The organism is Alicyclobacillus dauci (genome assembly GCF_026651605.1).
Taxonomy (GTDB): Bacteria; Bacillota; Bacilli; order Alicyclobacillales; family Alicyclobacillaceae; genus Alicyclobacillus; species Alicyclobacillus dauci.
In genome coordinates, this window is sequence record NZ_CP104064.1 from 3,229,150 (window position 1) to 3,251,627 (window position 22,478).

The following is a 22,478-nucleotide window of genomic DNA, read 5'->3' on the forward strand; positions in this document are numbered from 1 at the left end:
CTACGGCTGTGGGCATGCACCCGCGCATGCCTGGCAACCTGTGCATTGTATACAGGGACTTATTTTCGTCGTTCTGTATTTTATGCATCCACACGGACTATCCATGTGGGCTTGGTGGGAGGCGATCCTTATGCATTTCGTGACACTTGGCGATTCCATCACATATGGCGAAGGTGCAAGCCGCCCGTGGCGCTCCTACCCTAACGTATTAGCCGCCTTGTTTAACCGTTCCATGCATCGGGCGAGATCGTATGGGGATATTTTGGCGCAGCCAGGATGGACAAGTGCGGACCTCCGGAGTGCCGTAGTGAACAGTGGAAACGCGGTGTTATCCACGTCGAGTGCTATCGTCATCTGGGTGGGTGGCGATGATTTGGCAGCCGGTGCCCTTGCCGTCACACGAGGTGCCGGGCAACCTGCTCAACTGATTGCCGCGTGCATCCGTCGATACGCACTCAACCTTGGCCAACTCCTTCTCTACGTTCGACGTGTGAGTCGAGCACCCGTCTATGTGTGCACGCAGTACAATCCATTTCCCAATAGTGCCTTGGCCGAACAAGGGATCAGCGCGCTGAACAGTGCGACGGCGCAAGTGGCTCGTAGAGCCGGTGTGCGCTGCGTGGATTCTGCGGCGTGGTTCGCCGGTCGACAACGTGAATTGATTGCCGGGTACCGAACCGGCACCCTTCGCGATGCACTGCGGTCCCCTCTTCCGATTCATCCAAGTGACGCTGGACACCGAGTCATTGCCCAAGGTCTTTACGGGGTGATTGCACCAAACATCCACATGTGACATAGGCTAGGGCACCGTGTGTTGGTGAAGGATGCCGGAGGTGAACGCGGATTGTTGTCACTCGCTCTTGCCGCCACGATGATGCGGGACATCATCCTGGTCACCGGATTCGTCAATCAGTCGTTTCCACAGCCCCTCGATAAGGACGAAGAACAAAGGTGCTTTGAACGATGGCGAAAAGACCAGGATCGGGCCGCACATGACATGTTGGTGGAACACAATTTACGCTTAGTTGCCCATGTCGCTAACGTATTATCGACATCGTCACAAAGATGACAGCTCGGAAATGGCACCAGCCAGCGAGACGTCGACTCGTGCCCCACGGGCGTTCAGGAGAATTTCGGTAACCAGTGCTTGCACAATACGTTGCCTCAGGTCAAAAGGAAGCACTTCGGGTGTTGATCGGGATTCGAGCAGCAAGTCGTTTAACTGGTTGATCACGTCGTCGGACATGTTCACTAAATTCTGAGCCCGTTCGCTGGACTCTTCCATTTGTCGCTCGATTGCCGCTAAGTGCGTTTCCAAGTCCGCTCGTCTCGCATTGTACTCATCCAATCCCACGTCTCCGTTCATGTAGAGATTGAATAACCGCTCGCGACGCTTTAAGAGATGTTGTCGCTGTCGCGCTAAATCTGCTTCTTCCTGCATGGCTCGTTCCATCAATTGAGCTTGCCGATCTCGCCAATTGCTATGCCACGCCCGTGATCGTATGAGCGACTCGACAACGCAAGCCCACACATGCTCTTCTAGCTCAGCCGCTGGCAGGGCACGGCAGCGGTATCTGCATCCCTCACTCGTTGCATCTCGCTCCGGTGGCCGACGATAAAACCTGTACGCATTCCCTCCGCGACTTTCATATGCAGCGGCATGCCAGTGCCGGCGGCATAGTGCGCATGTGATCCTCCCTTGCAGTAAATGATGATGACGCTTCTGCAGCCCCCCGCGTTTTGTCCGATGGCGCCTTATCTTGGCCAGTTCGAACCACTCTTCATCAATAATGTTGGGGACATGAATCTCAATCCACTCCGCTGCTTCACGCCACCCTTTCACTCGGCGATGTCTCGTTCTACCTCGACTGGTCACTCCCCTCACTTTCGCGGTGATCCGACGATTATAGTAGTACCGTCCAGTATATATCTCATTACTCAGAATTCGTTGTACCGTGGCATGGCTCCAATGCATGCTCTGCCTGGTTTTGGTGGGTGCCCCGATAGCGTCGAGTCGTTTGGCGATAGCACGCAAACTGAGCCGTTCCTGAATGTACAGTCGATATATCTCCCGGACAATGGCGGCCTCTTCTTCCACGACGACAAGCTTGCCGGATTCATATCGATAGCCGTACGGATCGATCCCCATGGGCATCAGCTGACCATCTCTCACGGCACGCAACTTGCCGGTCAAGGTTCTCCTGCGAATTTGACGCAGTTCGTATTCAGCGATACTTGCGATAATGTTGAATAAAAGATGGGCTTCATCCGTTTTGTCCCAATCGGGCACATCGACAAAGACCAGACTTACATTGGATTTCTGGAGTTCCCGAACAATGATGGCTTTATCGGCTACATTCCTTGACAGCCGATCCGGATGTTTCACCACGACATGACTGATATTGCCCTGCTTTGCGAGATCCAAAAGCCGCATCAGCTCCGGTCTATCCATATCCTCACCGGATACACCCGCCTCGCGAAACACGTCGACAAACTGTCTGTCCCCCCCCATCTCGTCAACCTTGCTTAGACATTGCTCGAGTTGGACGTCCAAACTGTGTCCCTCAGCTGCTTGAAGCCCCGTTGAGACCCGAATGTAAATCGCTATTCGCACCGTCTTCGCCTCCATCTGTCGTCGATGCGGACCGTTCGTACCACTGCCATATCAAGCAGAAGAGTTCACTGACCGCAGCCTCGCTATGTTTGCCGCTCAAGTTCTCCTCCCGATTCAAGCTCATATGAACACCAACAAAAATGGGCCGACTCGTGACAATCCCCCCTCGCATTGGTCATATGCGAAAAGGAGATTGTCTTACGACGAATCGACCCAATTTTTGAAGTGAATTTCACCTATATTTTGATGCGGTTTGGGAATTTAATCGCGACGCTGAGCCGAATCCCCATCCACTCGCTCAGCATGTTCCCGATCCAGTTGCTTGCGGCGCCGGCGAGATCGTCCTTCAAAGTAAATCACAGCAGCCACAATAATGGCAGCTACAATAATTGTGGGCCACATGTATCGGTGGATAAAGGGACTGTGGAGCGCTTCCCCTATATAGTGACCTGCGATAATGAAAGCACCGGACCATAGGACTGCACTCACAGCGTTGAGAGGCCAGAATACCCAAAACTTCATCCGGTTTATGCCTGCCAAATAGGGTACCAGGATTCGAATTCCCGCTATGAACTTCGCCACCACGATCACGACGAGTTCGTATTTCTGAAACTGCTCATTTGCCCGATCCAGTCGAGCTGCCGTGATCCCAATATATTTCCCCAAATACAGAACAATCGGCCTTCCTAAAAGTCGGCCGATAAAATATGCGATGGTGGATCCGACAATATTGCCCAAGCACCCTGCTAACCAAAGGGGGAAGAGTTTGAAGACATGCTGTGTCCACTCAATTCCCGACAAGGTCAATGTCGTCTCCGCAGGAAACGGAAATCCAATGGCCTCGATAAAGATGATCATGAACACGCCAAAGTAGCCATACTGGTGCATGATGTGCTGAAAGCCCAACGCTGAACTCCTCCAAAAATGCAGTGACGAAACCGAAATCGATTGTGTTCCCGTATATAATACCAAGAAATTTGATTCATCTGGCATCGACCAAGATGATTTGATTTCCATTGGTACCGTCGGATTAATTAAAGCCGTCGACACGTACCAGCCGACCAAAGGCACCAAATTTGCAACATACGCCGCCCGTTGCATCCAGAACGAGATATTGATGCAACTGCGTGCGCAACGAAAAACAAGGAAAGATGTATCGCTCTATAGTCCCATTGGAACGGACAAAGAAGGCAACGAGATAACTATATCAGATATTCTCTGGTCGGACACAGACTGTACGGAAGACGAAGTCAACAAACGCATGGAAATCAGCGGGATGATCAAGCTCTTGGATGTGCTCGATGAACGGGAGCGAAAGGTGGTCGAATTGCGTTTTGGGCTTGTAGACGGTCGCGAATGGACCCAAAATGAAGTAGCGGACACCTTGGAAATATCTCGTTCATATGTATCAAGGCTGGAAAAACGGGCACTTCTCAAGATGTTTCATCAGTCGTATGTCGGCCAAGAGCGCAAGAAGGCATATATTTACAAGCGAAATCAGCGTTAATTCTCGTATTCATGTCACCCTTTCTCGTCGACTCTCGTCTATAATGAGGGAGTCCTGCGAGGTGTAGTCCACATGTTTACGATGCGTCAAAGAAGCCGCGTATCTGCAAAACTATTCATGCTGCCCGTCTTACTCATTGCCCTATTCTGTGCGGCAGCCGTTTTTGACTACTTAAGGCAACATGTACGAGTACAAATGTTAGGAACATCTATCGACGTGTCGCGCATTCAACAAGTGCTCATTGAACCTGACTCTGCGCCCGCAGGATCGTCACAAGGTAATTACACGCTGACGAGTCAACAGAGTATCCTTAAACTCTGCCGTCTCCTCGCAACTGCACAGCAGTATGAGGGTAATGAGGGCGATTTCGCAACGGATATTGACAGCCTGCTAATTGAATCCGGGGGCAATATTATTCGAATCCCCATTGCGAGAACGAGCACGAATGTCACCCTCTTGTTTTACAACGCACACTCCTATGTAGCCCCGGACAATTTTTTCAATCAAGTCCAAGCGATAGCCGCTGGAGATGCACAATCAAAAAAGGCAAATCAAAACGCGCCTTCGTCATAGCCGAAGGCGCGTTTTTCTCGTACCCGTCCTGAGCCGTCAGGTATCACTGTCCAGGCCAGGTGCCAAGGGTTACTTTCACGTGTGTTTTCGATCCGTTGCGCAAAACTGTCAAATCCAACACTTGTCCTGGTTGCCGCCCATTGATCACCTGTGTTAACTCTTCAATGGTGTTGACTGTCTGACCATCGACACCTGTGATAATGTCCCCGTCGCCTTTGAGCAACTTGAATGGATCGTCCGACTGGCTTGCACTGCTTAGCTTACTTCCGTTGCTATCCCCTCGCAGACCAGCTTTTGCCGCAGGTCCACCCTTGGAAACTTGAGTGACATAAACCCCGGTGTCACTTGCGAGGTGCATTTCGTTCTGCATGACACTATCGATGTCCATCCCCTCGATGCCAAGCCATGCGTGTTCTATTTGTTTACCGGATACAAGCTGCTGCTCCAGGGCAACCAAGCGATCAATCGGGATGGCGAAGCCAATTCCAATTGACCCCTCAATGGGACTTTCAATGAGCGTATTGATACCCACGACTTGACCGCTTGCGTTCAGCAACGGTCCGCCCGAGTTACCCGGATTCAGCGGCGCGTCTGTCTGAATCATCCCATTCATAACATGGTTGTTTTGCTCGGACATGGAACGGTTGAGTCCACTCACAATTCCGGAACTCACACTTGCTGTGAGTTCGAAAGGATTGCCTATTGCGATGACGAGATTGCCTGGCTGAAGCGATTTGGCAGTTCCTAGCGGCAATGGCTTTAGTGAAGGCGGCGCATCGATGTGAACAATGGCCAAATCATCAAGCTGATCTGCGCTGACCACTTTACCCTTGTACTTCGTCTTGCCGACTGTCACATCGACCGTCTTGGCACTCCCAACGACATGCGCATTTGTGGCAATATCGCCTTGATTGTTGATGAGAAAGCCCGTTCCGATATCCTCTTGCGCACCACTGTTACCACTCTGGTTGGCCACAGCCGTAATCGTAAAAATGCTGTCCTTCGTCTGGTTGTAAATGTTCGTAACCAAATTCGAGTCGGCCACACCTGGCAAGGGTGAGTTGCCCTGCGAAGCGGCACTCGATTGACTTGCGTTATTGTTGCCGGGCGAAGGCACATAGCTCACAACACTTGAGCGTGGATGTGCGATGGCAGCGCCCGTCCAGATGCCAAACACGTAGAAAACGGCTAAGCCGGCAACCACACTTGGCCAAACGGCGCCTTTAAACCGTTTGCCACGTCGTTCACTCGGCCAGTCGTCAAACTCATTCCAGCGACGCCCCATCCTTCGTCTCCCCTTTATTGTTCATTCTTAGCGTTGTTTTACAAGCACAAACCAATTGCTTTTATTCTATCTGCCAAAACAACTGGGGACAAGCGAGCGTACCGTTCCGGACCTTCCCACGGCGCGTAGACTAAATCTTCTCTCAGCGAATCCTAAAACCCAGGACTAGACAGTGAGTTCCTGCAAGTAGCTCTGTGCTTCCATGAGTCGTTGAAGTTTTGCGGCGTCAAATGGTTTCTTCGCGTCTTCCATAGCGGTCTTGGCGCATTCCGTCAGGGCTTGGTATGTCTCCGATATGGCCTGCTGCAGCCGAGCAACCGCGTGAGATTTGACGGATTCGGTTGAATCCTGCAAGGCTTGTCTTACTATCGACACGATCTCCGATTCACTGGCATCCATCATTTCCCGCTGCCCCCCGCCTTCAAAAAACTGTCGAGGAGATGAGAAATGTCGATAAAATGGGCGCAGGATATCCGCCCTTATGTTCGCCTGTACAGATTCCACGACAATGTCCGAGAAATCAAAGTCTCCTTGTGCCAGCCCATGAACGCCATTCGACTGTAAACGATCCCGCCAGGATTCACGCAACCGACGAGCACTTTGCTCGGCAAGCGATGCGGCTCGCAGGGAAAGGGTTCGCGTCTCAATGTCCACTTGCCGAGCCAGGGAATCACATAATTCTTCGGCAGCTTCTTGGAGTTTTTCCGACGCCTTACCAAGACGGAATCGACCAGGTTGGAACGCTTCCCGGAACAAATCTCGGTACCGCAGGCGAATGCGTTCTGCGGCGTGAAAAGTGAGCTCGTCCAGTTCACGAACAAATTGATTCAACACGGTCGACTGGTCTGCATCTGTATCCCGTGCCGCGTCGCGTGCGATTTCAGAATGAACGTTTTCAAGCCTGGCAAGCCGCTCCGCCTGGGCCGTGTCGTCAGCTTCTTGATGGGCTTTTTCGTCGGCTATGGAACGGCTGAGTCCGTCAGCCAACTGTTTGACAGCCCGCTCGACCATGTCTGCGGCGAGCGTGTTACCCTCTTCTTCAACATACCGTCGTAAATCTGTTTCCAGTGCACGAATACCAGACTGTTCGAGCATTGCTTCCGGTGTCGGCAAAGACTCGTCCGCTGCTAGCTTAAGACGCGCTCTCGCCATCTCTTGATAGGTTTCATCCGATGGATCATCCGCGAGTCTACGACCAGCTAGTCCCAATTGCGAAGAGACTTCGTAGACACGAGGTTGATGAACACCCAGTCGTCGCATCTCCTGTGTCACTCGCTCCCGCACTGCCGCCCGCTCCTCCTCTGACTTGGCGAGATCCACGGCATTGAGGACAGCGAATAACTTGTTGGTTTTCGCCACATCTTGGACACCGGAGAGCTGCAGGAGAAAATCCCTGTCCCCCTGCGTAAAGGCATGTGTGTAATACATGACGAAGATGACTGCGTCAGCATGGCGCATATAGCGGAACGCGACATCCGTGTGACGTCGGTGAATCGAATCGACACCTGGCGTGTCCACGAAAATGAATCCCTTACGCAGCCACGGGTGATCCGCGTGAACATCCACACGGGCGACGTAGGCGGCATACTTTTCCACTGCGCTGAACGATTGCAGTTCATCTAACGTTGTTGTCCAGGTCGATCCCAAACGCCCCTGCATAGATTCGTATCCCTCGTAAATAGCTTTCAGAAAACGAATGTGGCGGCGAAGCCCCGTGGGATAATCCTTTGCATTCAAACCCGCTGCATGCTTGATTCCGGCATCAAGCGTTGACGGTGATTCATGAAGCGCGGCAAAAGCGGAGGCCACATCCCGCCACAATTCCTCTTCCGTCTTCGTTGTCACAACAACTTGTGCTTGATTGTTCTCCAGAGGGGATTGTAACTGCGTGACAGAAGCTGTTGTCGGATTCGGGGAGACGGTCAGAACGGACTCGCCAATCAGTGCATTGAGCAATGAGGACTTCCCGGCAGAAAATGCACCAAATACCGCAACAAGATAATCATTGCGCTTGAGCCGCTGAGAGATTTCTTGTAGCTCCCGCAGCGAAACGCCCGGCACGTTAGCCAGTCGATTTTGTACACTCTCAATTTTGTTCAGCAAAATTTCCCGACTTATTGTTTCCGTCAAACGGAAGGCACCTCCCCAGCAATGAGCGCTCGAACAGTTCTGTTCCTTTCCTCGAGAACACTCAGATAAGCATTCAGCTCACGAATGCGCGTCTGTATGTCATCAATTGTCTGCTGCAGTTCGAGATGGTTCGCAAAGAACGTATCTTTCGCCTTGGCAAACCAGTTATCGATCATCGACATCAATTGCCCAAGCACATCCCGCTTCACCCTTGCCACGACATCCTTCACGTACTGATAAGGGTACTGTGAGGAAACCAGCGCCCCGGTCTTGACGAGACTCTTTACATACGGTACATCGATCTTTACGTTCAACCTACTCAAGTCCTCAAAAAACGTTTCCTCGCCCCAGGTTACTTGTCGGAGATCCTGTGCCACTTGATTGCGCAGTGGCACGAGCAGATAGTTCTGTACGTGTGATGCAATATCCTCGACGAAATCTTGGGCTCGCCGCTCCCTTTCCTGCTCTGTCTTTTTTGCTGCAAGCAAAAACCCGACTTTGAACTCGGGACGTAAACTTTCGACGTATACTCTCCCTTTTTCCGTTGTCTCGTAGGGCGCAATTTGAGCCAGCTCGACTTGACGAATCCACTTTTCACGAAGATCATTTCGTGACTCAACGTCGGCCTGGTACTGCGTCTGCAGTTCGTCATTCAGACCGTGCTCACGTTCTTCCTCTTGTGACAGCCACAACTGCGCCTCTTCCATATTCAGCGGCTCCTGACCGAACACTGCCGAGACATCAGCCAATACCTGTTCGAGCCTGTCGCCATAGACATCGTGAACGGCTTCCACAACAATTTCTTGGAGGCGCTTTTCTACCTGCTGCAGCCGTTCATCGCCACTCGCACTCGCCAAGTGACGCAACCAATCCCGGACATTTGCGAGTTGGCTGTACTTCGACGGAGCAGTAGACGTATAAAATACGTGTTCGACCTCAATGCCGTAATCCTCAAGTGCCTCTTCCACATGGGACTGAAAAGCTTCAAATGACAATTCAAAATCAAGATGTTTGTCAACCTGATTGACTACAAACAGAAGTCGCTTGCCTTCGTCACTGAATGAACGCAGCAACTCCAGATTTTCTTCCGCCTCAACGTGCTGATAGTCGGCGACAAGGACAATCACATCCGCGCGATAAAGTGCATTCATCGTCGCCTCGCGGTGACTTTCATCTGTCGAATCCACACCGGGTGTATCCAGCAGCACAACCTGCCCGTCTGTACCCGGTAAGGCCACAGTAGCTACATCTGCCGTCGTCGGCACTGCACCTGTTGCAAGCCTATCCACCTCGCACAAGGCGTTGATTAAGCTCGATTTCCCAGCGGAAAACAAACCGCAGAAGGCCACCGTCGTCGCCTGCGCCCCCGTTTCCACCTGCGTGAGAACATCGCGGATTCGAGTCGCGTAGACGGGATTGCCGTGGTGCACTATCCATTTCTCGATCCGCCCGTAGCGATCGCGAATCTGTTTATCACTCTCTAAAAGGCCACGCATAGCCATGTGTACTCCCTTTCAGACAAACTTTTCTCTTTTCGTATCATACGTGAAAACCAACCATTGCGCACGGTATGAAAATTGGAACTGTGTTACAATGTAGGGACATAATCCTGGCACGGTATTGCCAACAGACTTGATCTCAAGGAGGCCCCCCCCATGGAACCTTACACGTACATACAAGACTTGCTCGTGCGGCTGCTCAACACCCCTTCACCAACCGGTCATACGGGCGACATCATTCGCCTTTTGCAAACGGAATCGAATCGCATGGGTTTGCGTTCGTCCGTGACCACCAAAGGGGCACTTCTCATTCAAGTTCCTGGCGTACAAAACGGACGCCGGCGCTTTCTCACGGCTCATGTCGATACACTCGGAGGCATGGTTAAGCAAGTGCTGGACAATGGACGACTGCGTGTACAGCGGATCGGAGGATATGCGTGGAACACCGTCGAAGGCGAGTATTGCGGTGTCCTCGCCTCAAGCGGTCAAACCGTTTCAGGAACCATTCTACTGCACAATACGTCGGTCCACGTGAACCGCGAAGTCGGAGAAACGAAGAGAACGGACGAGAACATGGAGATCGTGCTGGATGCCCGGGTGAAGGACAAGGCAGATGTTGCGGCACTCGGCATACAAGTTGGCGACTTTGTCGCGTGGGATCCACGCGTCGTCGTGACAGACACGGGATACATCAAAAGTCGCCACCTGGACGACAAAGCGAGCGTTGCCATCCTGTTCGGCCTCTTGCAGCACCTTGTGGAAACCAAATCTTCACTTCCACACGAACTTGATATTTTGATCAGTAACAACGAGGAGATAGGCTACGGCGGAAACTCCAATATATCACCGGAGATCGTTGAATATCTTGCTGTCGATATGGGCGCCATCGGAGACGGTTTGACGACGGATGAACACTGTGTATCGATTTGTGCGATGGACGGATCGGGTCCTTATCACGAAGGGTTCCGTCGCCAACTTGTCCACTTGGCAACCGAGGCTAAACTTCAGTTTGCTGTCGACATCTACCCGTTCTATAGCTCAGATGCATCGGCAGCCGTACGCGCTGGGGCAGATATACGCCACGCGCTCATCGGTCCAGGTGTCGCCAATTCCCACGCATACGAGCGCACACACGTGGACGCCTTGCGCAATACGTTTCAGTTGCTCGATCGCTATGTAAGAACGGAAATACCGGAGTAAGCGTCCCTAGGACGTAACCCACTCGTTTTCGCGCTTGTTCCGCATAACATGTATAGCAGGAAATGGGGGTGAGCGGTATGCAGTTTAACACTATTGTCAAATTTGGTTCACTTGCTTTTGACGTCGCCAGCGACGATAAGGTCCGAGAACTCATGGGGATGGTTCACCACGGAGCTCGTCGACGGGGGTTGATTGGTGTACAGCAACACCCTGTGCAACATCCGCTGCACATGTCACCGCCGAGCCACTGGCCAAAGAGCAACGGGCCTATCCCTTTTTCGCCTGGCAGTCAGTTGAAAGCAACCCCGCCTGCATCAAACACACCAAAACCTGCAACACAGCCAAAGGCGGAGGAACAGGGGACTGGTCAAGGATTCGATTTAAAGAAGTGGGTTAACATGGATAACGCAAAGAAGTTAATGGGCTATGCTGGTACGTTTAACGACTTACTAAACAAGTGATGTACTTTGGAGCGTACTCTGTCCTTTGAAGAACCGGAGGGAGGTCTCCATCTGACTTCGACGACACCCAAGCGACCGACCATGTTTCTCCATCGTCTATTTCGAGACGTTCTACCACTTTCCCGGGCTCAAATTGACCGCTGGACAGCGCGTGCGAACGCAATTCCGAATGCACAATTGCGGAAACAGGCACTGTCCAGTCTTCGTCATAAGCGCTTCCATGCGGACGGAGGGACCGTTTACGCGGCTGCAAATCCTCGATTCGCAGATGTTTTAGTGGAAGTTATCGTCGCGCTTCAGACCATCAGTGATTACTTGGACAATCTTTGCGACAGATGTGATACATACGATGCACAGGACTTTCGGCAACTGCACCACAGTATGCGCGATGCCGTGGTCCCAGGTGCCCCACTTCGCAATTACTACGCTTACCGCGGTGACCTTGATGACGGTGGATATCTAAACGATCTCGTCTCGACCTGCCAAATTTGTCTTGAGAAACTCCCACATTACGATATCGTACAGCCACAGGTCATCTGGTACGTCGAGCGATACAGCGAGTTACAGGAACACAAGCACATTGAACCGAGCCTGCGAACAGAGACCCTCATTGCATGGAGTAAACCTTACGTCGAAGGTTGCGAGGATGTCATGTGGTGGGAGTTTGCGGCAGCGACCGGATCGACGTTGGGAATGTTTTCACTATTTTTAGCTGCCACTTTTGACATTGACGAAGCCGCCGTGATTTCCATACACGAAAGTTATTTTCCCTGGATATGCGGACTTCATATTCTACTTGACTACCTGATCGACTTGGAGGAAGACGAGCGGGAAGGGGATTTCAATTTCGTTGCTTGTTACGACAGTCCCGAGACTGCACGCAGGCGAATCGCGCATTTTGCCAGGGTGGGTCTGGCTCGCTCGAAGCAGATTTCAGTGGGAGGACGGATCCACCGATTCGTCACTCAGGGGCTGTTAGCTATGTACTTGTCGGATGGGAAAGTACAGTCCCAACAGGCTGTCCGAGCGGCACGCCGCATTGTCTACCGATTTGGGCCGACAGCCTGTTTGTTCTATTTTGCCGTTTTGATCTATCGGATCGTCCGCTGAGGTTGCCCCCACAGCGAATTTTGGCAGGTTCCGGGTGTGTCAGCGAGAGCGGCGAATTTTGACACTCACCTGACCAAACACACCCGGGATGGGGGCGCCTGGTTTCTCCACTTCCACGTTTACTGTCTGTACTCGGGCGAATTTGTTCAAAAGCCTCGTTGCGATGCTTTCGGCAACTGCTTCAATCAGTTTCTTTGGCTCGCCCTCGACCACCTCTTTGACGACTTCGTAAACTTGTCCGTAGTCAACGGTGGTGGACACGTCGTCCGTCTCCCCCGCCTCACGCAGGTCACACTCGAGCCTCGCATTGACAACAAACCGACCACCAGTAACATTTTCCTCTGGCATCACACCGTGATATCCGAAAAACTGCATACCAGTTAGCACGATCTCGTCCATCATCAACACCCCCTTCAGATAGACTGTGAAAGTTCACCCATTCGATTCAGTGCTGCGGAAATTTCAGCACCAAACAGCAGGATGATACCCGCAATGTACATCCACAACACCAACAGCATGACGACGGTCAAGCTTCCGTATATCAAATGGTAACTGACCAAGTGACCTGCGTACAGCACAAATCCCGCCCTGGCCAAATCCAACCCAACCGTCGCCGTCAGGGCACCAATCAGAACACTGTTGACGTCGACACGACGCGAGGGCAAAAACCGGTAGAAAATAAAACAGGTGATAAATAGCGACAACGGATATAAAACTCGCGTCACTCCGGCAAGCAAAGGCACCCAGTGAGCCAGTAATGGCCACCAAGCGACGTGTTCGGTCACATGCGGATACAGCGCCAAAGCGACAGACGAGAAGATAGCGACGATGATCAGCAGGATGAGCATGACAAAGCCGACAACGCGTCGGGCGACGAAGGATCGTTGTTGATCGATTTCAAAGATCCGGTCCATCGCCTGTTGTACTGCGATAAACGCACTTGTCGCCGACCACATCAGCGTGACAAAGCTTACGAGACTGACCTGCGCACCAACTGTGCTCAACTTCTCGATATATGAACTGACAAAATCACTCGCTCCCGTGATGTCCGGCCCGGTAATGTCCGGGTAATATGGCTTGACAGCACTGATGAGGAGGCTCGCTATCTTCACGTGTGGAATAACCAACGTCGTGGCATAAATGATAAGAATAAACAATGGAAACAGTGAGAAGATAGCGTAAAAGCAGATCTGAGCCGATAGTGAAGCGATGTCGTGTTTGATGATGGAAGAGGCGAGATCGGAAAAAAATCGGCCTGTCCGGCGCAAACGTTCGTCCATATCAGCCCTCCTAATTCAAGCTCACACGCTGAGCATCTAATGACCATTCTTGCCCTAAAAAGGATATCCAATCGTCACTCATCGGCGCGTCGACGACAATGTCCTTCTCCTCATACGGATGATAAAAGCGCAGTTGGGCGGCATGGAGCGCGATTGCCCCCGATGCGGGCCAATTGCGGTAATTCGACGTACCACCATAGGCTGTGTCACCCAAGATAGGTGCCCCAAGAGCTGCTGTATGCACGCGAATCTGATGGGTTCTACCGGTCTCCAGCTTGCATTTCAAAAGGGACAAGGTGCCGTTTCTATCCGACTTTGAAGCCTGTACATAAAAATGTGTACGCGCCTCTTTTCCCGTTGATGATACCCGGTACAACCCAGCCCGATGCCGATCCCGCCCTATAGGCTTGTCCACAAGCTGCTCCTTCCTAAGCTTCGCTCCAAAGACAACGGCCAAATATCGCCGTTCTACGCCATGGGTTACCAATTGCTCGTCCAGAGCGCGCGCCATAAACCCATGTTTCGCGTACAGGACTGCGCCGGTCGTTGGCTTGTCCAAACGGTGCACATGGAGAACAGGAGCATCTTGTCCCGATCGTGCATAGTGGAGTGCAACCTGGCTGTCTAGCGTCTCCTCGGCTGCCTGGTCTGAATGGACAATGATCCCAGCTCGTTTCGAAACAACGAGTATGTGGTCATCTTCGTAGAGCACGGGTGGCGGCGAAACAGCAGCCAGCCCGTGTTGCCGCCCACGTGAGCGTTCCCCTTTTGGCTCCGTCAGAACCACCTTCGCAGTCCCTCTAAGCAGGGTGTCCGGAGCCACTTCCAGACGGCCCATACGAACACCTCCGGCTGCGAACAAGCGACGCACGAAGCCGTCTGGCAACTGCAATCCTTGCTTTAGGAAATCGTCGATCCGCCAATTATCAAAACGCTTGCCAGGCCGGACATGAAGCGCCCCCGCGACCATCTCACACTGCACAGTATGCACACGCTCCTTAAAACTGCAAAAATGGCGCGATGCTCTGCATCGCGCCACCACTTATTGAACGCTCAGACCGCTTCGACGTTTTCTACCTCTGGTGCAACCTTCTTAATCGTACGCTCGACACCCATTTTCAGGGTCATGACGCTTGCAGGACAGCCAACGCAGGCCCCTTGTAATGAGACAAATGCGGTTTTCGTCAAACCGTCGTACGATACAAACTCCACGTCGCCGCCGTCCATTTGAATTGCGTCTCGAATGGAGGACAAGGCTTCTTGAATACGTTCTTCAATGGAGGTTGTTTGCTCTGTAGACATGGTTTCATCCCCCCGTATGTATTAGCATACGCGCTCCGACCAGTTCGATGCAAGTGACAAACGTGAAAATACGCGGTGAACAGAGTCTTCACATGGAAGTCCCTGCCCCCGCGTATCCCTGCCTCAAAATGGCTGTTGAAGGTCTGGCTGCTGTTGCGGTTGGAATTGCGGCTGTTGTTGAAACTGTGGCTGTTGCTGGAACTGTGGTTGTTGTTGGAACTGTGCCGGTGGTTGAAACTGCGGTTGCGGTTGAAACTGGATAGGCGGTTGGAACTGTGGCGCCTGCTGAAACTGCATAGGTGGCTGGAATTGCGGTTGCGGTTGCGGTTGCGGTTGCGGTTGCGGTTGCGGTTGCGGTTGCGGTTGCGGTTGCGGTTGCGGTTGCGGTTGCGGTTGTGGTTGTGGTTGAATCTGCGGCTGACCAGGCTGAACCAACTGTTTTTGAAAGCCGATTGTATTTGGCTCGATCCGAAAGACCTCGCGAAACCCCAGACTACGTGTAAATGCGAGGCTTTGCGCGTTGCTCTCCTGGACGAAGACCTCCATTGTTCGAACACCCTGACGTAGGGCATCCTCCTCCAGCTTAGCCATGACCTTTTTGCCAATGCCGGATGCTTGATGCTTCGGATCGATCACCATGGCGCTCACGTGCATCTTTGCGTCCGGACCGATCAGGTAGGAGTAGTAGCCAATCGGTTTCCCTTTCTGCTCGATGACCACGGTCGGCGCTCCGGACTGAATGTAACGCAGGAACTGATCCTCTGGAAACGGCTGTCCAAACGCCTGTTCATGGACGCCCCCAAGTTGGTCTCGCGTCAATTGAATAATATACGCGTCGTCCTCCGCTGTACGTTGACGATACGTCAACTCCACTGCGGCAGACTTCGTGTGCTTCTTGGCCGAAGCAGCCGGCTTAGCCTTGGCGACAACTTTCTTCTTACGCTTCTTAGGCGCACGCTTTTCATTCAACATCATATTAACCGTATTTTTCGGCATGCGATGTTCGACCTCCCTCAACGGTAACCCATCGTCGACACAACAGACTATGCATCAGCCTAGAAGTTTGACATGAAAAACACTTGCGGGAGTAATTTGAGTTTTCGAATCCCGACGATCCGCCCGAACCTAGCAGCGGTGCCTCCCGTACCCTTCGGCCAGGTCGAACAAAAAAGGTTGTCCCCGACCAGATCATCCTAATGACCTGTGGAACAACCTTTTCTCGCATGAATGTTAATCTTTATGAATTGCCGTTTTTCCGGCGCAAGAAGCGACGTGATGGTTTCGCCTCAGGAGCGCCAGCTTTACCCTTCGTCTGGTTGCGTTGTGCGTTCTGCGCACGCTTACTTTGGACTTGCGAAACAACCGCGCCAATGTAGTTACCCATAATATCCATTTTGTACTTATGATTCACTTCGATCCGATCATATTCTTCCTTCGTCGTCCGAAACGTCACGTTTTGAACGCGATTCATATGGACACCGCGCATGGTTTGACCAACAGTCACGCGACCGACAACTTGGTAAGTGCGAATTGGAATGTACTTTGCCACGCCCTTTTCGCCCCGTTCACGGACTCTTCGCTTGCTGAGCACGAAGACTTCGTGCCGCTCTTTCATCGCTAAATACTGTGCATCAAACGCTTTTTGACGCTTACGCGCGAAGAGAAATACCACAATATATGCGGCCAATAGGATGACGACGATGCCGCCGACAATAAACCAATACAAAGAACTCTTCCTCCTGCCCCCGTCCAAGATTTCTCAAAGTGGGTCTATTGTACCACGGATTCTTCTTTAGGCCGCAATAGATTCTTGCTCACCCACTTCATCCCTACAGAAGGGTGAAACATGACCTGAGCCTGATCTCCCCCACCGTCCTTGTCAGCAGCCAAATGCAGGACAATTCCCTCACCGTACTGCACATGGCGCACGTACTGACCCGGCGTGATGACGGCATTGTGTTGAACGGCCAAGTCCATACGTGTCACCCACTCCTCGGGTAGCTCGCTTAAGAATCGAGACGGCTCACGGTTTGTGACATGTCCAAACAGTGTCCGCTCTACGGCATATGTCATATATAGTTGATTCATTGCCCGTGTCATGCCAACGTAACAAAGATTTCGTTCTTCTTCAACCGCGCGTTCGTCATCCATTGACCGCGGATGAGGAAACAACCCTTCCTCGACCCCAATTAGAAACACGATGGGAAACTCGAGCCCTTTACTGGCGTGCATTGTCATCAGTCGAACGTTTCCTTGGCCCTTGTCGCGTTCCTTGTCGACTTCACTCAACAGACTGACTTCAGCCAGAAACTCCTGGACCGTTCCTCCCCGGCGCTTGTCAAACGACTTGGTCACACTGAACAGCTCATCGATGTTTTCCACTCGCTGCAAGTCTTCCTTTTTCCCACTTTGAAGATACATCTCACGATACTTTATCGAGTGCAAGACTTCTGCCAAGTATTCGCTGACCGGCATCCCTTCCATCCACAGCATCAATTCTTGCAATTGCGCGTGGAATTGTTTGGCGGATTCGCTCGCTTTGTTCGACAGGCCGGCGGATGCTCCATCTTCCAAGGCTTCAAACAAGGTTTTTCCCTCAGCATGGGCATAATCCAGCAGCCGTCCAACCGTGGAGTCCCCAAGTCCGCGTCTTGGCGTGTTGATAATTCGCAACAAGGAAATTTCGTCTTTCGGGTTCGTCAGTACCCGCAAATAACAAAAAACATCCTTGATCTCACGCCGATCATAGAACGTCAAACCACCCACAATGGTGTATGGAATGGCCAGCCCCATGAGTGCTTCTTCGACGACGCGTGACTGTGCGTTGGCTCGATAGAGAATAGCGCAATCCCCATACGATCCGCCGTTCTGAACATGCTGAGCGATGCTCTCTGCGACAAACTTTGCCTCTTGCTCACTGTCCGTCAGACAGCAAACAGCCACATTATCGCCTCGCCCGCGTACAGCACGAAGCATTTTTTCTTTGCGTTTTCGATTGTTTTTAATCAGGGCATTCGCGGCAGAAAGGATAGCCTCGGTTGAGCGGTAGTTTCGCTCGAGCAGAATGACTTGTGCCTCTGGGTAGTCGCGTTCAAACCGCAGCATGTTCTCGATATCTGCGCCACGCCATGCGTAGATCGCTTGGTCCGCGTCACCGACGGCGCAGAGATTCCGATGTGCCTCTGCCAGCGTCTGAACCAGCTGATATTGCGCATGGTTCGTATCCTGATACTCGTCAATGAGAATATAGCGAAACTTGTCCTGATATCGTTTGCGAACTTCTTCATTCTGCTTCAGCAAGCGAACCGTTTGAATGATCAAATCGTCGAAATCCATGGCATTTGCCCCGACCAGCCGCGACTGGTACAACTCGTAGACGTCTGCCGCCACGACATCATCCAAACTTTCCAGGTTTGGAAGCTTCTTTACCGTTTGAAACGATTGCATGAGGTTCTTCCACTGCGAAATTCTGCTTAGAATTTGACGAGGATCGAACTTTTTCAAGTCGAGATTTAAATCAAGTAGAGACTGAGCAATCAGTGCTTGCTGGTCATCACTGTCGAGGATGGTGAAATTGGGCGTATACCCAATGGCCTCCGCCTCGCGCCTCAGAATGCGCACGCAGATACTGTGAAAGGTACCCATCCACAGATCTTCCGCCCGTCGGCCGATAAATTTACGTATCCGATCTTTCATTTCCCGTGCGGCCTTATTTGTAAATGTGATCGCCAAGATCTGATGCACTGGAACCGCGTGCTGGCTAATCAAATAGGCGATGCGCCGGGTTAAGACACTGGTCTTGCCACTTCCGGCGCCAGCCACGACCAATAGTGGCCCGTCCACTGTTTGAACGGCCTGCTTCTGTTCCGGATTCAGTCCTTCGAGCAGATTCACACGTTCCTCTGACAACGCCGACGCCTCCCTCACAAAACAAGCCTGCAGTACTACAGACTACCACGGAGAGGCGACGACGTGAATCCCCAGCGATCATTCAATCCCGCAATCCCGCCGACAAAATCCCTTTATCACTGATGAACGGCGCGGGTATCGTTCTGGGACGGAGTTCCATACACTACGTCGATCCGCTCTTGATACACCTCAACGACTTTGTTTGCCTTCACTTTCAGGGTTGGTGTCAACATGTCATTTTCAATCGTAAAGGGCTCTGCGATAATGACTGCCTTTGGGTGCTCGAACTTTGCGTAGCTTGCAGTCGTTCGCGCTACTTCCGCCTGCAACAAGTTGTAAATTTGCGCGGAATCCTCACCTGACTCTGCTTGTTGGCTCTGCCAAGCTGCAACGGCCTCGTCATTCGGCACGATGATGACAGAGACAAACTTGCGTCCGTTGCCCACGAGGCAGGCTTGATCGATGAATGGACTTTGAATGATATCGTTTTCAATCGGGGCAGGCGTCACCTTTTTTCCGGTTGACAGAACGAGTAAATGCTTTTTCCGATCCGTGATCCGAATAAATCCGTCCTCGGAGATTTCTGCCATATCTCCAGTCTTCAGCCAACCATCCTCCGTGAACGCCTGTTTGTTCGCTTCGTCGTTCAAGTAATACCCCGGGCTAATACTCGCCCCACGAACAAGCAGTTCGCCATCCTCCGCGATCCGTACGTCGACATTGGGTAAGCGTTGACCCACTGTACCCAAACGCGGATGACTCGGTAAATTGACAGAGATGACCGGAGATGACTCTGTCATTCCGTAGCCTTCAACAATCGGCATGCCCAGTGCCATGAAGAAGCGTCCCACGTGCGGGGCGAGTGGTGCGCCACCACTTACAATCATCCGCAGTCGACCGCCCATCACGCGTTTGATCTTGTCGAAGACAAGCTTGTCATAAAGTGCAAGGCCCATCGCGGACACCGACTGTCCCTCAACGCGTGAACGAACCCCTGTTGAAATTGCCTTCTCAAACAGCCGCTGTTTCATCCCTCCAGCTTGCCGCATTTGTGCCTCCACTCGTTCCTGTACTTTTTCGAGCAGTCGGGGGACGGTGGTGAACGTCGTCGGACGAACACGGGAGAAGTCTCGAACAATCGTATCAATGCTTTCGGCATAGTTGACGGAGCCGCCGCTGAGCAGAACGATAAATTGTCCACACGTACGCTCCAAGATGTGGCTCAAGGGCAAATAGGACAAGTGGATGTCATCCGACCGAATTTCGAGCCGTGTGCGGATTCCATCGAGGTTCGCCAGGATGTTTCGATGGGTTAGCATGACACCTTTCGGCGTGCCGGTCGTCCCGGACGTGTAGACGATTGTGGCAGGGTCATCCAGTGTGATCGCGTTGATGACAGCCTGAACGGCTTCCTCACCCGACACACTGTGAATCCACGTCTGATAACGAAAGACCGGCCATGGGGATGCCGTCCCGCACACTTTGTGAAATGCCTCGTCGTTCAACACAACGACAAAACGAAGGGGCAAGCGTTCTTCCTCGTGGGCCCTGACCAATTTTTCAAACTGTCTTTCGTCTTCCACAAACATTCCCTGTAGCCCCGCGTGACGAACGATAAAACCAACTTGGTTTGCCGGTAAACTGGGATAAATGGGCACCGTCCACGCCCCCGCCGACATGATGGCTAAATCGCAAATTGGCCACCAGGACCGTCCGATGGATATCAAACCAACGCGGTCCCCCTTGTGAACGTCTAAATCGATCAGACATTGTGCCGCGGACATGACGAACCGACGCGCTTCGCTGTAGGTGAGTGGTGGTGTGCCTACACTCGGCGGATCGACAAGCGCTAAATTTTGCGGAAATTTTTGAGCCGTGGCAAAGAAAGCTTCTGGCAAAGACGCAAACGAGACAGATTCATTCATACGGCAAGCCTCCCTGTATGCGCTTTCAGGTGATCGCTAAAAGAAGCACGCTCGACGGAGCGCAAAATGACATTGTGTCATTTTATATCATTTCGCTGTCCATTCAGAAATGCCTGCTTTATCTTATGAATTATTTTTGTGAACTATCATTTAATTGATCCGCAGCGACACCCCACGACGGGACCTCGAACGACGAGATGTAGATCCGACGAATTATCGACAGGATGCGCATTTTGTTCCCTCCTTGTCCCGCAATTTGTTAGGATAGGGGAGACGAATTGTGCCAACGCAAGGAGGACAGGGTTATGTACAAAGCAGCGCTCATCGCACTGCCATTCTGTTCGTTCGGCGACCTGTCGGAACTGCTCCAGCAATTGAACCACCGGGGTTTTCGACTGCGTGTGTTATCGCTGGACGGACACCCTGTCACCACGGCTGAAGGTATACGTGTTTTAGCAGATACTTCGTTGCAGGACACAGTTCCTTGGGATCTACAGTTAATTGTGATTCCTGGCGGACAGTACGCATCTGAGGTGTGGGGTGACATTCGACTGCATCGCTTCCTGAGACAGTATGACGGGCATCGAGGCTGGATCGCAACATCAAAGGAAGGTGTCATTTGCCTAGCGGGCGCGGGATTGCTGGGCGGTACTCGATACAGTGCCCCAGCGCATGTGGTCAAGACGTTTGGGCATCTTCTGAGGCACGCTATCCACACAATTGAGCCGGTTACAGTCGACGCCAATGTCATTTCCTCAGACGGGACACAATCGGCAACATTTTCAAAAATGGTCTTCGAGCGTTTGGACCTTACCCAATAGTTGTCATGTCGTTTACGTACAGGGGAATGTTGTCACCATAACGTGTTATGATGGGACAAGTTAATGAGTGAAAGGAGATTCACAATGCAATTTCGCAAACCAGCAGTTGGAGCCGCTATTGCCGTAATGGCCATTGCACTCACTGCAGGCTGTGGTGCACCCAGTCAAAACCAAACGACAGACCAGTCCAATGGAAATCAAACTGCGGGGTCTGCCAATCAGTCGGAAACGGGCAATCAAGGACAGAGCGGAGCGGCGAATACCAGTGATTCATCCAACGCACCGAAGCTGACCACAACGACTCAGCGCTGGTCCTCGCCTCCGAAAATGACCATCAACCCAAACAAGAATTACGATGCAGTGGTTCACACGAATTACGGCGATTTCACCATCCAATTAATGGCGAAAGATAGCCCAAAGACCGTGAACAATTTCGTATTTCTCGCGCAGCACGGTTTTTACCATGATGATAAATTTTTCCGAATCATGCAGTCGTTCATGATTCAGACAGGCGACCCAAACAACAATGGCACCGGCGGACCGGGATACCAATTTGCCGACGAGTTGCCACCAAAAACGAAGTATGCACCTGGTATCGTGGCAATGGCAAACGCGGGGCCGAACACGAACGGAAGCCAGTTCTTTATCGGCACAGGCAGTGATGTTGACTCGCTGAACAGTCAGCCGAACTACACGATTTTCGGGAAAGTGTCGAGCGGTATGGACGTTGTCAATAAAATCGCGGCAATTCCAGTGACGACGAACCCGCAAACACAGGAACCGAGCTATCCGACCAAGACGGCATACATTGAGTCCGTCGATATTCAAGTTCACTGAACCACGTGAAGGAGCGCTTTCCCTT

Annotated in this window: 23 protein-coding genes; 9 read left to right on the forward strand and 14 right to left on the reverse strand. The window is 52.0% G+C overall.

Annotation, left to right across the window (positions count from 1 at the left end; translation table 11 throughout):
* Window positions 1–130: 130 nt before the first annotated feature.
* Together NZD86_RS16385 and NZD86_RS16390 are read left to right on the forward strand one after the other, a co-directional pair.
* Window positions 131–793: an SGNH/GDSL hydrolase family protein gene (locus tag NZD86_RS16385; protein WP_268043118.1), complete on the forward strand. Its 663-nt coding sequence runs from the start codon at window positions 131–133 to the stop codon at window positions 791–793.
* Between the two features lie 24 nt (window positions 794–817).
* Entirely contained in the window at window positions 818–1,069 is a 252-nt protein-coding gene (locus tag NZD86_RS16390; protein WP_268043119.1) for a hypothetical protein, read from the forward strand.
* On the opposite strand, the gene NZD86_RS16395 is transcribed toward NZD86_RS16390, so the two are convergent.
* The 3 genes from NZD86_RS16395 to NZD86_RS16405 all read right to left on the reverse strand — a co-directional run bounded on the left by NZD86_RS16395 (window position 1,058) and on the right by NZD86_RS16405 (window position 3,520).
* The gene (locus tag NZD86_RS16395) at window positions 1,058–2,614 is read right to left on the reverse strand and encodes a recombinase family protein (RefSeq protein ID WP_268043120.1); all 1,557 of its coding nucleotides are present in this window, start codon (window positions 2,612–2,614) and stop codon (window positions 1,058–1,060) included. The genes NZD86_RS16390 and NZD86_RS16395 overlap by 12 nt on opposite strands.
* Complete coding sequence (locus tag NZD86_RS16400; protein ID WP_268043121.1) at window positions 2,565–2,786, reverse strand: hypothetical protein; 222 nt, start codon at window positions 2,784–2,786, stop codon at window positions 2,565–2,567. The genes NZD86_RS16395 and NZD86_RS16400 overlap by 50 nt, the downstream gene beginning before the upstream one ends.
* Window positions 2,787–2,875: 89 nt before the next feature.
* Window positions 2,876–3,520 (reverse strand): DedA family protein, encoded by a 645-nt coding sequence (locus NZD86_RS16405; RefSeq protein ID WP_268043122.1) that lies wholly within the window; start codon window positions 3,518–3,520, stop codon window positions 2,876–2,878.
* 37 nt (window positions 3,521–3,557) lie between these two features.
* On the opposite strand from NZD86_RS16405, the gene NZD86_RS16410 reads away from it, so the two are divergent.
* Together NZD86_RS16410 and NZD86_RS16415 are read left to right on the forward strand one after the other, a co-directional pair.
* Window positions 3,558–4,121, forward strand: coding sequence for a sigma-70 family RNA polymerase sigma factor (locus tag NZD86_RS16410; RefSeq protein ID WP_268046907.1), 564 nt, complete (start codon window positions 3,558–3,560; stop codon window positions 4,119–4,121).
* A gap of 72 nt (window positions 4,122–4,193) precedes the next feature.
* A complete protein-coding gene (locus tag NZD86_RS16415) occupies window positions 4,194–4,694 on the forward strand; it encodes a hypothetical protein (protein WP_268043124.1) in 501 nt (166 codons plus the stop codon).
* Window positions 4,695–4,737: 43 nt separating this feature from the next.
* On the opposite strand, the gene NZD86_RS16420 is transcribed toward NZD86_RS16415, so the two are convergent.
* The 3 genes from NZD86_RS16420 to NZD86_RS16430 form a co-directional block, all read right to left on the reverse strand.
* Complete coding sequence (locus tag NZD86_RS16420; RefSeq protein WP_268043125.1) at window positions 4,738–5,979, reverse strand: S1C family serine protease; 1,242 nt, start codon at window positions 5,977–5,979, stop codon at window positions 4,738–4,740.
* 165 nt (window positions 5,980–6,144) lie between these two features.
* Window positions 6,145–8,109, reverse strand: coding sequence for a dynamin family protein (locus NZD86_RS16425; protein ID WP_268043126.1), 1,965 nt, complete (start codon window positions 8,107–8,109; stop codon window positions 6,145–6,147).
* Window positions 8,106–9,611, reverse strand: coding sequence for a dynamin family protein (locus NZD86_RS16430; protein WP_268043127.1), 1,506 nt, complete (start codon window positions 9,609–9,611; stop codon window positions 8,106–8,108). The genes NZD86_RS16425 and NZD86_RS16430 overlap by 4 nt, the downstream gene beginning before the upstream one ends.
* 153 nt (window positions 9,612–9,764) lie before the next feature.
* Between NZD86_RS16430 and NZD86_RS16435 the strand changes: the two genes are divergently transcribed.
* The 3 genes from NZD86_RS16435 (at window position 9,765) to NZD86_RS16445 (ending at window position 12,379) form a co-directional block, all read left to right on the forward strand.
* Window positions 9,765–10,808 carry a M42 family metallopeptidase gene (locus NZD86_RS16435; protein WP_268043128.1) on the forward strand — a complete coding sequence of 348 codons (1,044 nt, stop codon included), beginning with the start codon at window positions 9,765–9,767 and terminating at the stop codon, window positions 10,806–10,808.
* Between the two features lie 77 nt (window positions 10,809–10,885).
* A complete protein-coding gene (locus tag NZD86_RS16440) occupies window positions 10,886–11,269 on the forward strand; it encodes a hypothetical protein (protein ID WP_268043129.1) in 384 nt (127 codons plus the stop codon).
* An 81-nt stretch (window positions 11,270–11,350) separates the two neighbouring features.
* Window positions 11,351–12,379 carry a tetraprenyl-beta-curcumene synthase family protein gene (locus tag NZD86_RS16445; protein WP_268043130.1) on the forward strand — a complete coding sequence of 343 codons (1,029 nt, stop codon included), beginning with the start codon at window positions 11,351–11,353 and terminating at the stop codon, window positions 12,377–12,379.
* Window positions 12,380–12,418: 39 nt separating this feature from the next.
* On the opposite strand, the gene folB is transcribed toward NZD86_RS16445, so the two are convergent.
* The 8 genes from folB to NZD86_RS16485 all read right to left on the reverse strand — a co-directional run bounded on the left by folB (window position 12,419) and on the right by NZD86_RS16485 (window position 20,795).
* On the reverse strand, window positions 12,419–12,778 hold the full coding sequence (gene folB / locus NZD86_RS16450; protein WP_268043131.1) for a dihydroneopterin aldolase: 360 nt from the start codon (window positions 12,776–12,778) through the stop codon (window positions 12,419–12,421).
* A 14-nt stretch (window positions 12,779–12,792) separates the two neighbouring features.
* Window positions 12,793–13,659, reverse strand: a complete 867-nt coding sequence (locus tag NZD86_RS16455) for a YihY/virulence factor BrkB family protein (RefSeq protein WP_268043132.1) — start codon at window positions 13,657–13,659, stop codon at window positions 12,793–12,795.
* Window positions 13,660–13,669: 10 nt separating this feature from the next.
* A complete protein-coding gene (locus NZD86_RS16460) occupies window positions 13,670–14,698 on the reverse strand; it encodes an RluA family pseudouridine synthase (protein WP_268043133.1) in 1,029 nt (342 codons plus the stop codon).
* Between the two features lie 14 nt (window positions 14,699–14,712).
* Window positions 14,713–14,961 carry a NifU family protein gene (locus NZD86_RS16465; protein ID WP_407655179.1) on the reverse strand — a complete coding sequence of 83 codons (249 nt, stop codon included), beginning with the start codon at window positions 14,959–14,961 and terminating at the stop codon, window positions 14,713–14,715.
* Window positions 14,962–15,084: 123 nt separating this feature from the next.
* Window positions 15,085–15,957 carry a GNAT family N-acetyltransferase gene (locus NZD86_RS16470; RefSeq protein WP_268043134.1) on the reverse strand — a complete coding sequence of 291 codons (873 nt, stop codon included), beginning with the start codon at window positions 15,955–15,957 and terminating at the stop codon, window positions 15,085–15,087.
* Window positions 15,958–16,198: 241 nt separating this feature from the next.
* Window positions 16,199–16,687: a hypothetical protein gene (locus NZD86_RS16475; RefSeq protein ID WP_268043135.1), complete on the reverse strand. Its 489-nt coding sequence runs from the start codon at window positions 16,685–16,687 to the stop codon at window positions 16,199–16,201.
* 44 nt (window positions 16,688–16,731) lie between these two features.
* Window positions 16,732–18,870, reverse strand: a complete 2,139-nt coding sequence (locus NZD86_RS16480) for an ATP-dependent helicase (RefSeq protein WP_268043136.1) — start codon at window positions 18,868–18,870, stop codon at window positions 16,732–16,734.
* Window positions 18,871–18,986: 116 nt separating this feature from the next.
* Window positions 18,987–20,795 (reverse strand): AMP-dependent synthetase/ligase, encoded by a 1,809-nt coding sequence (locus tag NZD86_RS16485; protein WP_268043137.1) that lies wholly within the window; start codon window positions 20,793–20,795, stop codon window positions 18,987–18,989.
* 305 nt (window positions 20,796–21,100) lie between these two features.
* Here NZD86_RS16485 and NZD86_RS16490 point away from each other — a divergent pair, with 305 nt between their 5' ends.
* Both NZD86_RS16490 and NZD86_RS16495 read left to right on the forward strand, forming a co-directional pair.
* Window positions 21,101–21,616, forward strand: a complete 516-nt coding sequence (locus tag NZD86_RS16490; protein ID WP_268043138.1) for a DJ-1/PfpI family protein — start codon at window positions 21,101–21,103, stop codon at window positions 21,614–21,616.
* 84 nt (window positions 21,617–21,700) lie between these two features.
* Window positions 21,701–22,453, forward strand: coding sequence for a peptidylprolyl isomerase (locus NZD86_RS16495; protein WP_268043139.1), 753 nt, complete (start codon window positions 21,701–21,703; stop codon window positions 22,451–22,453).
* Window positions 22,454–22,478: the final 25 nt, after the last annotated feature.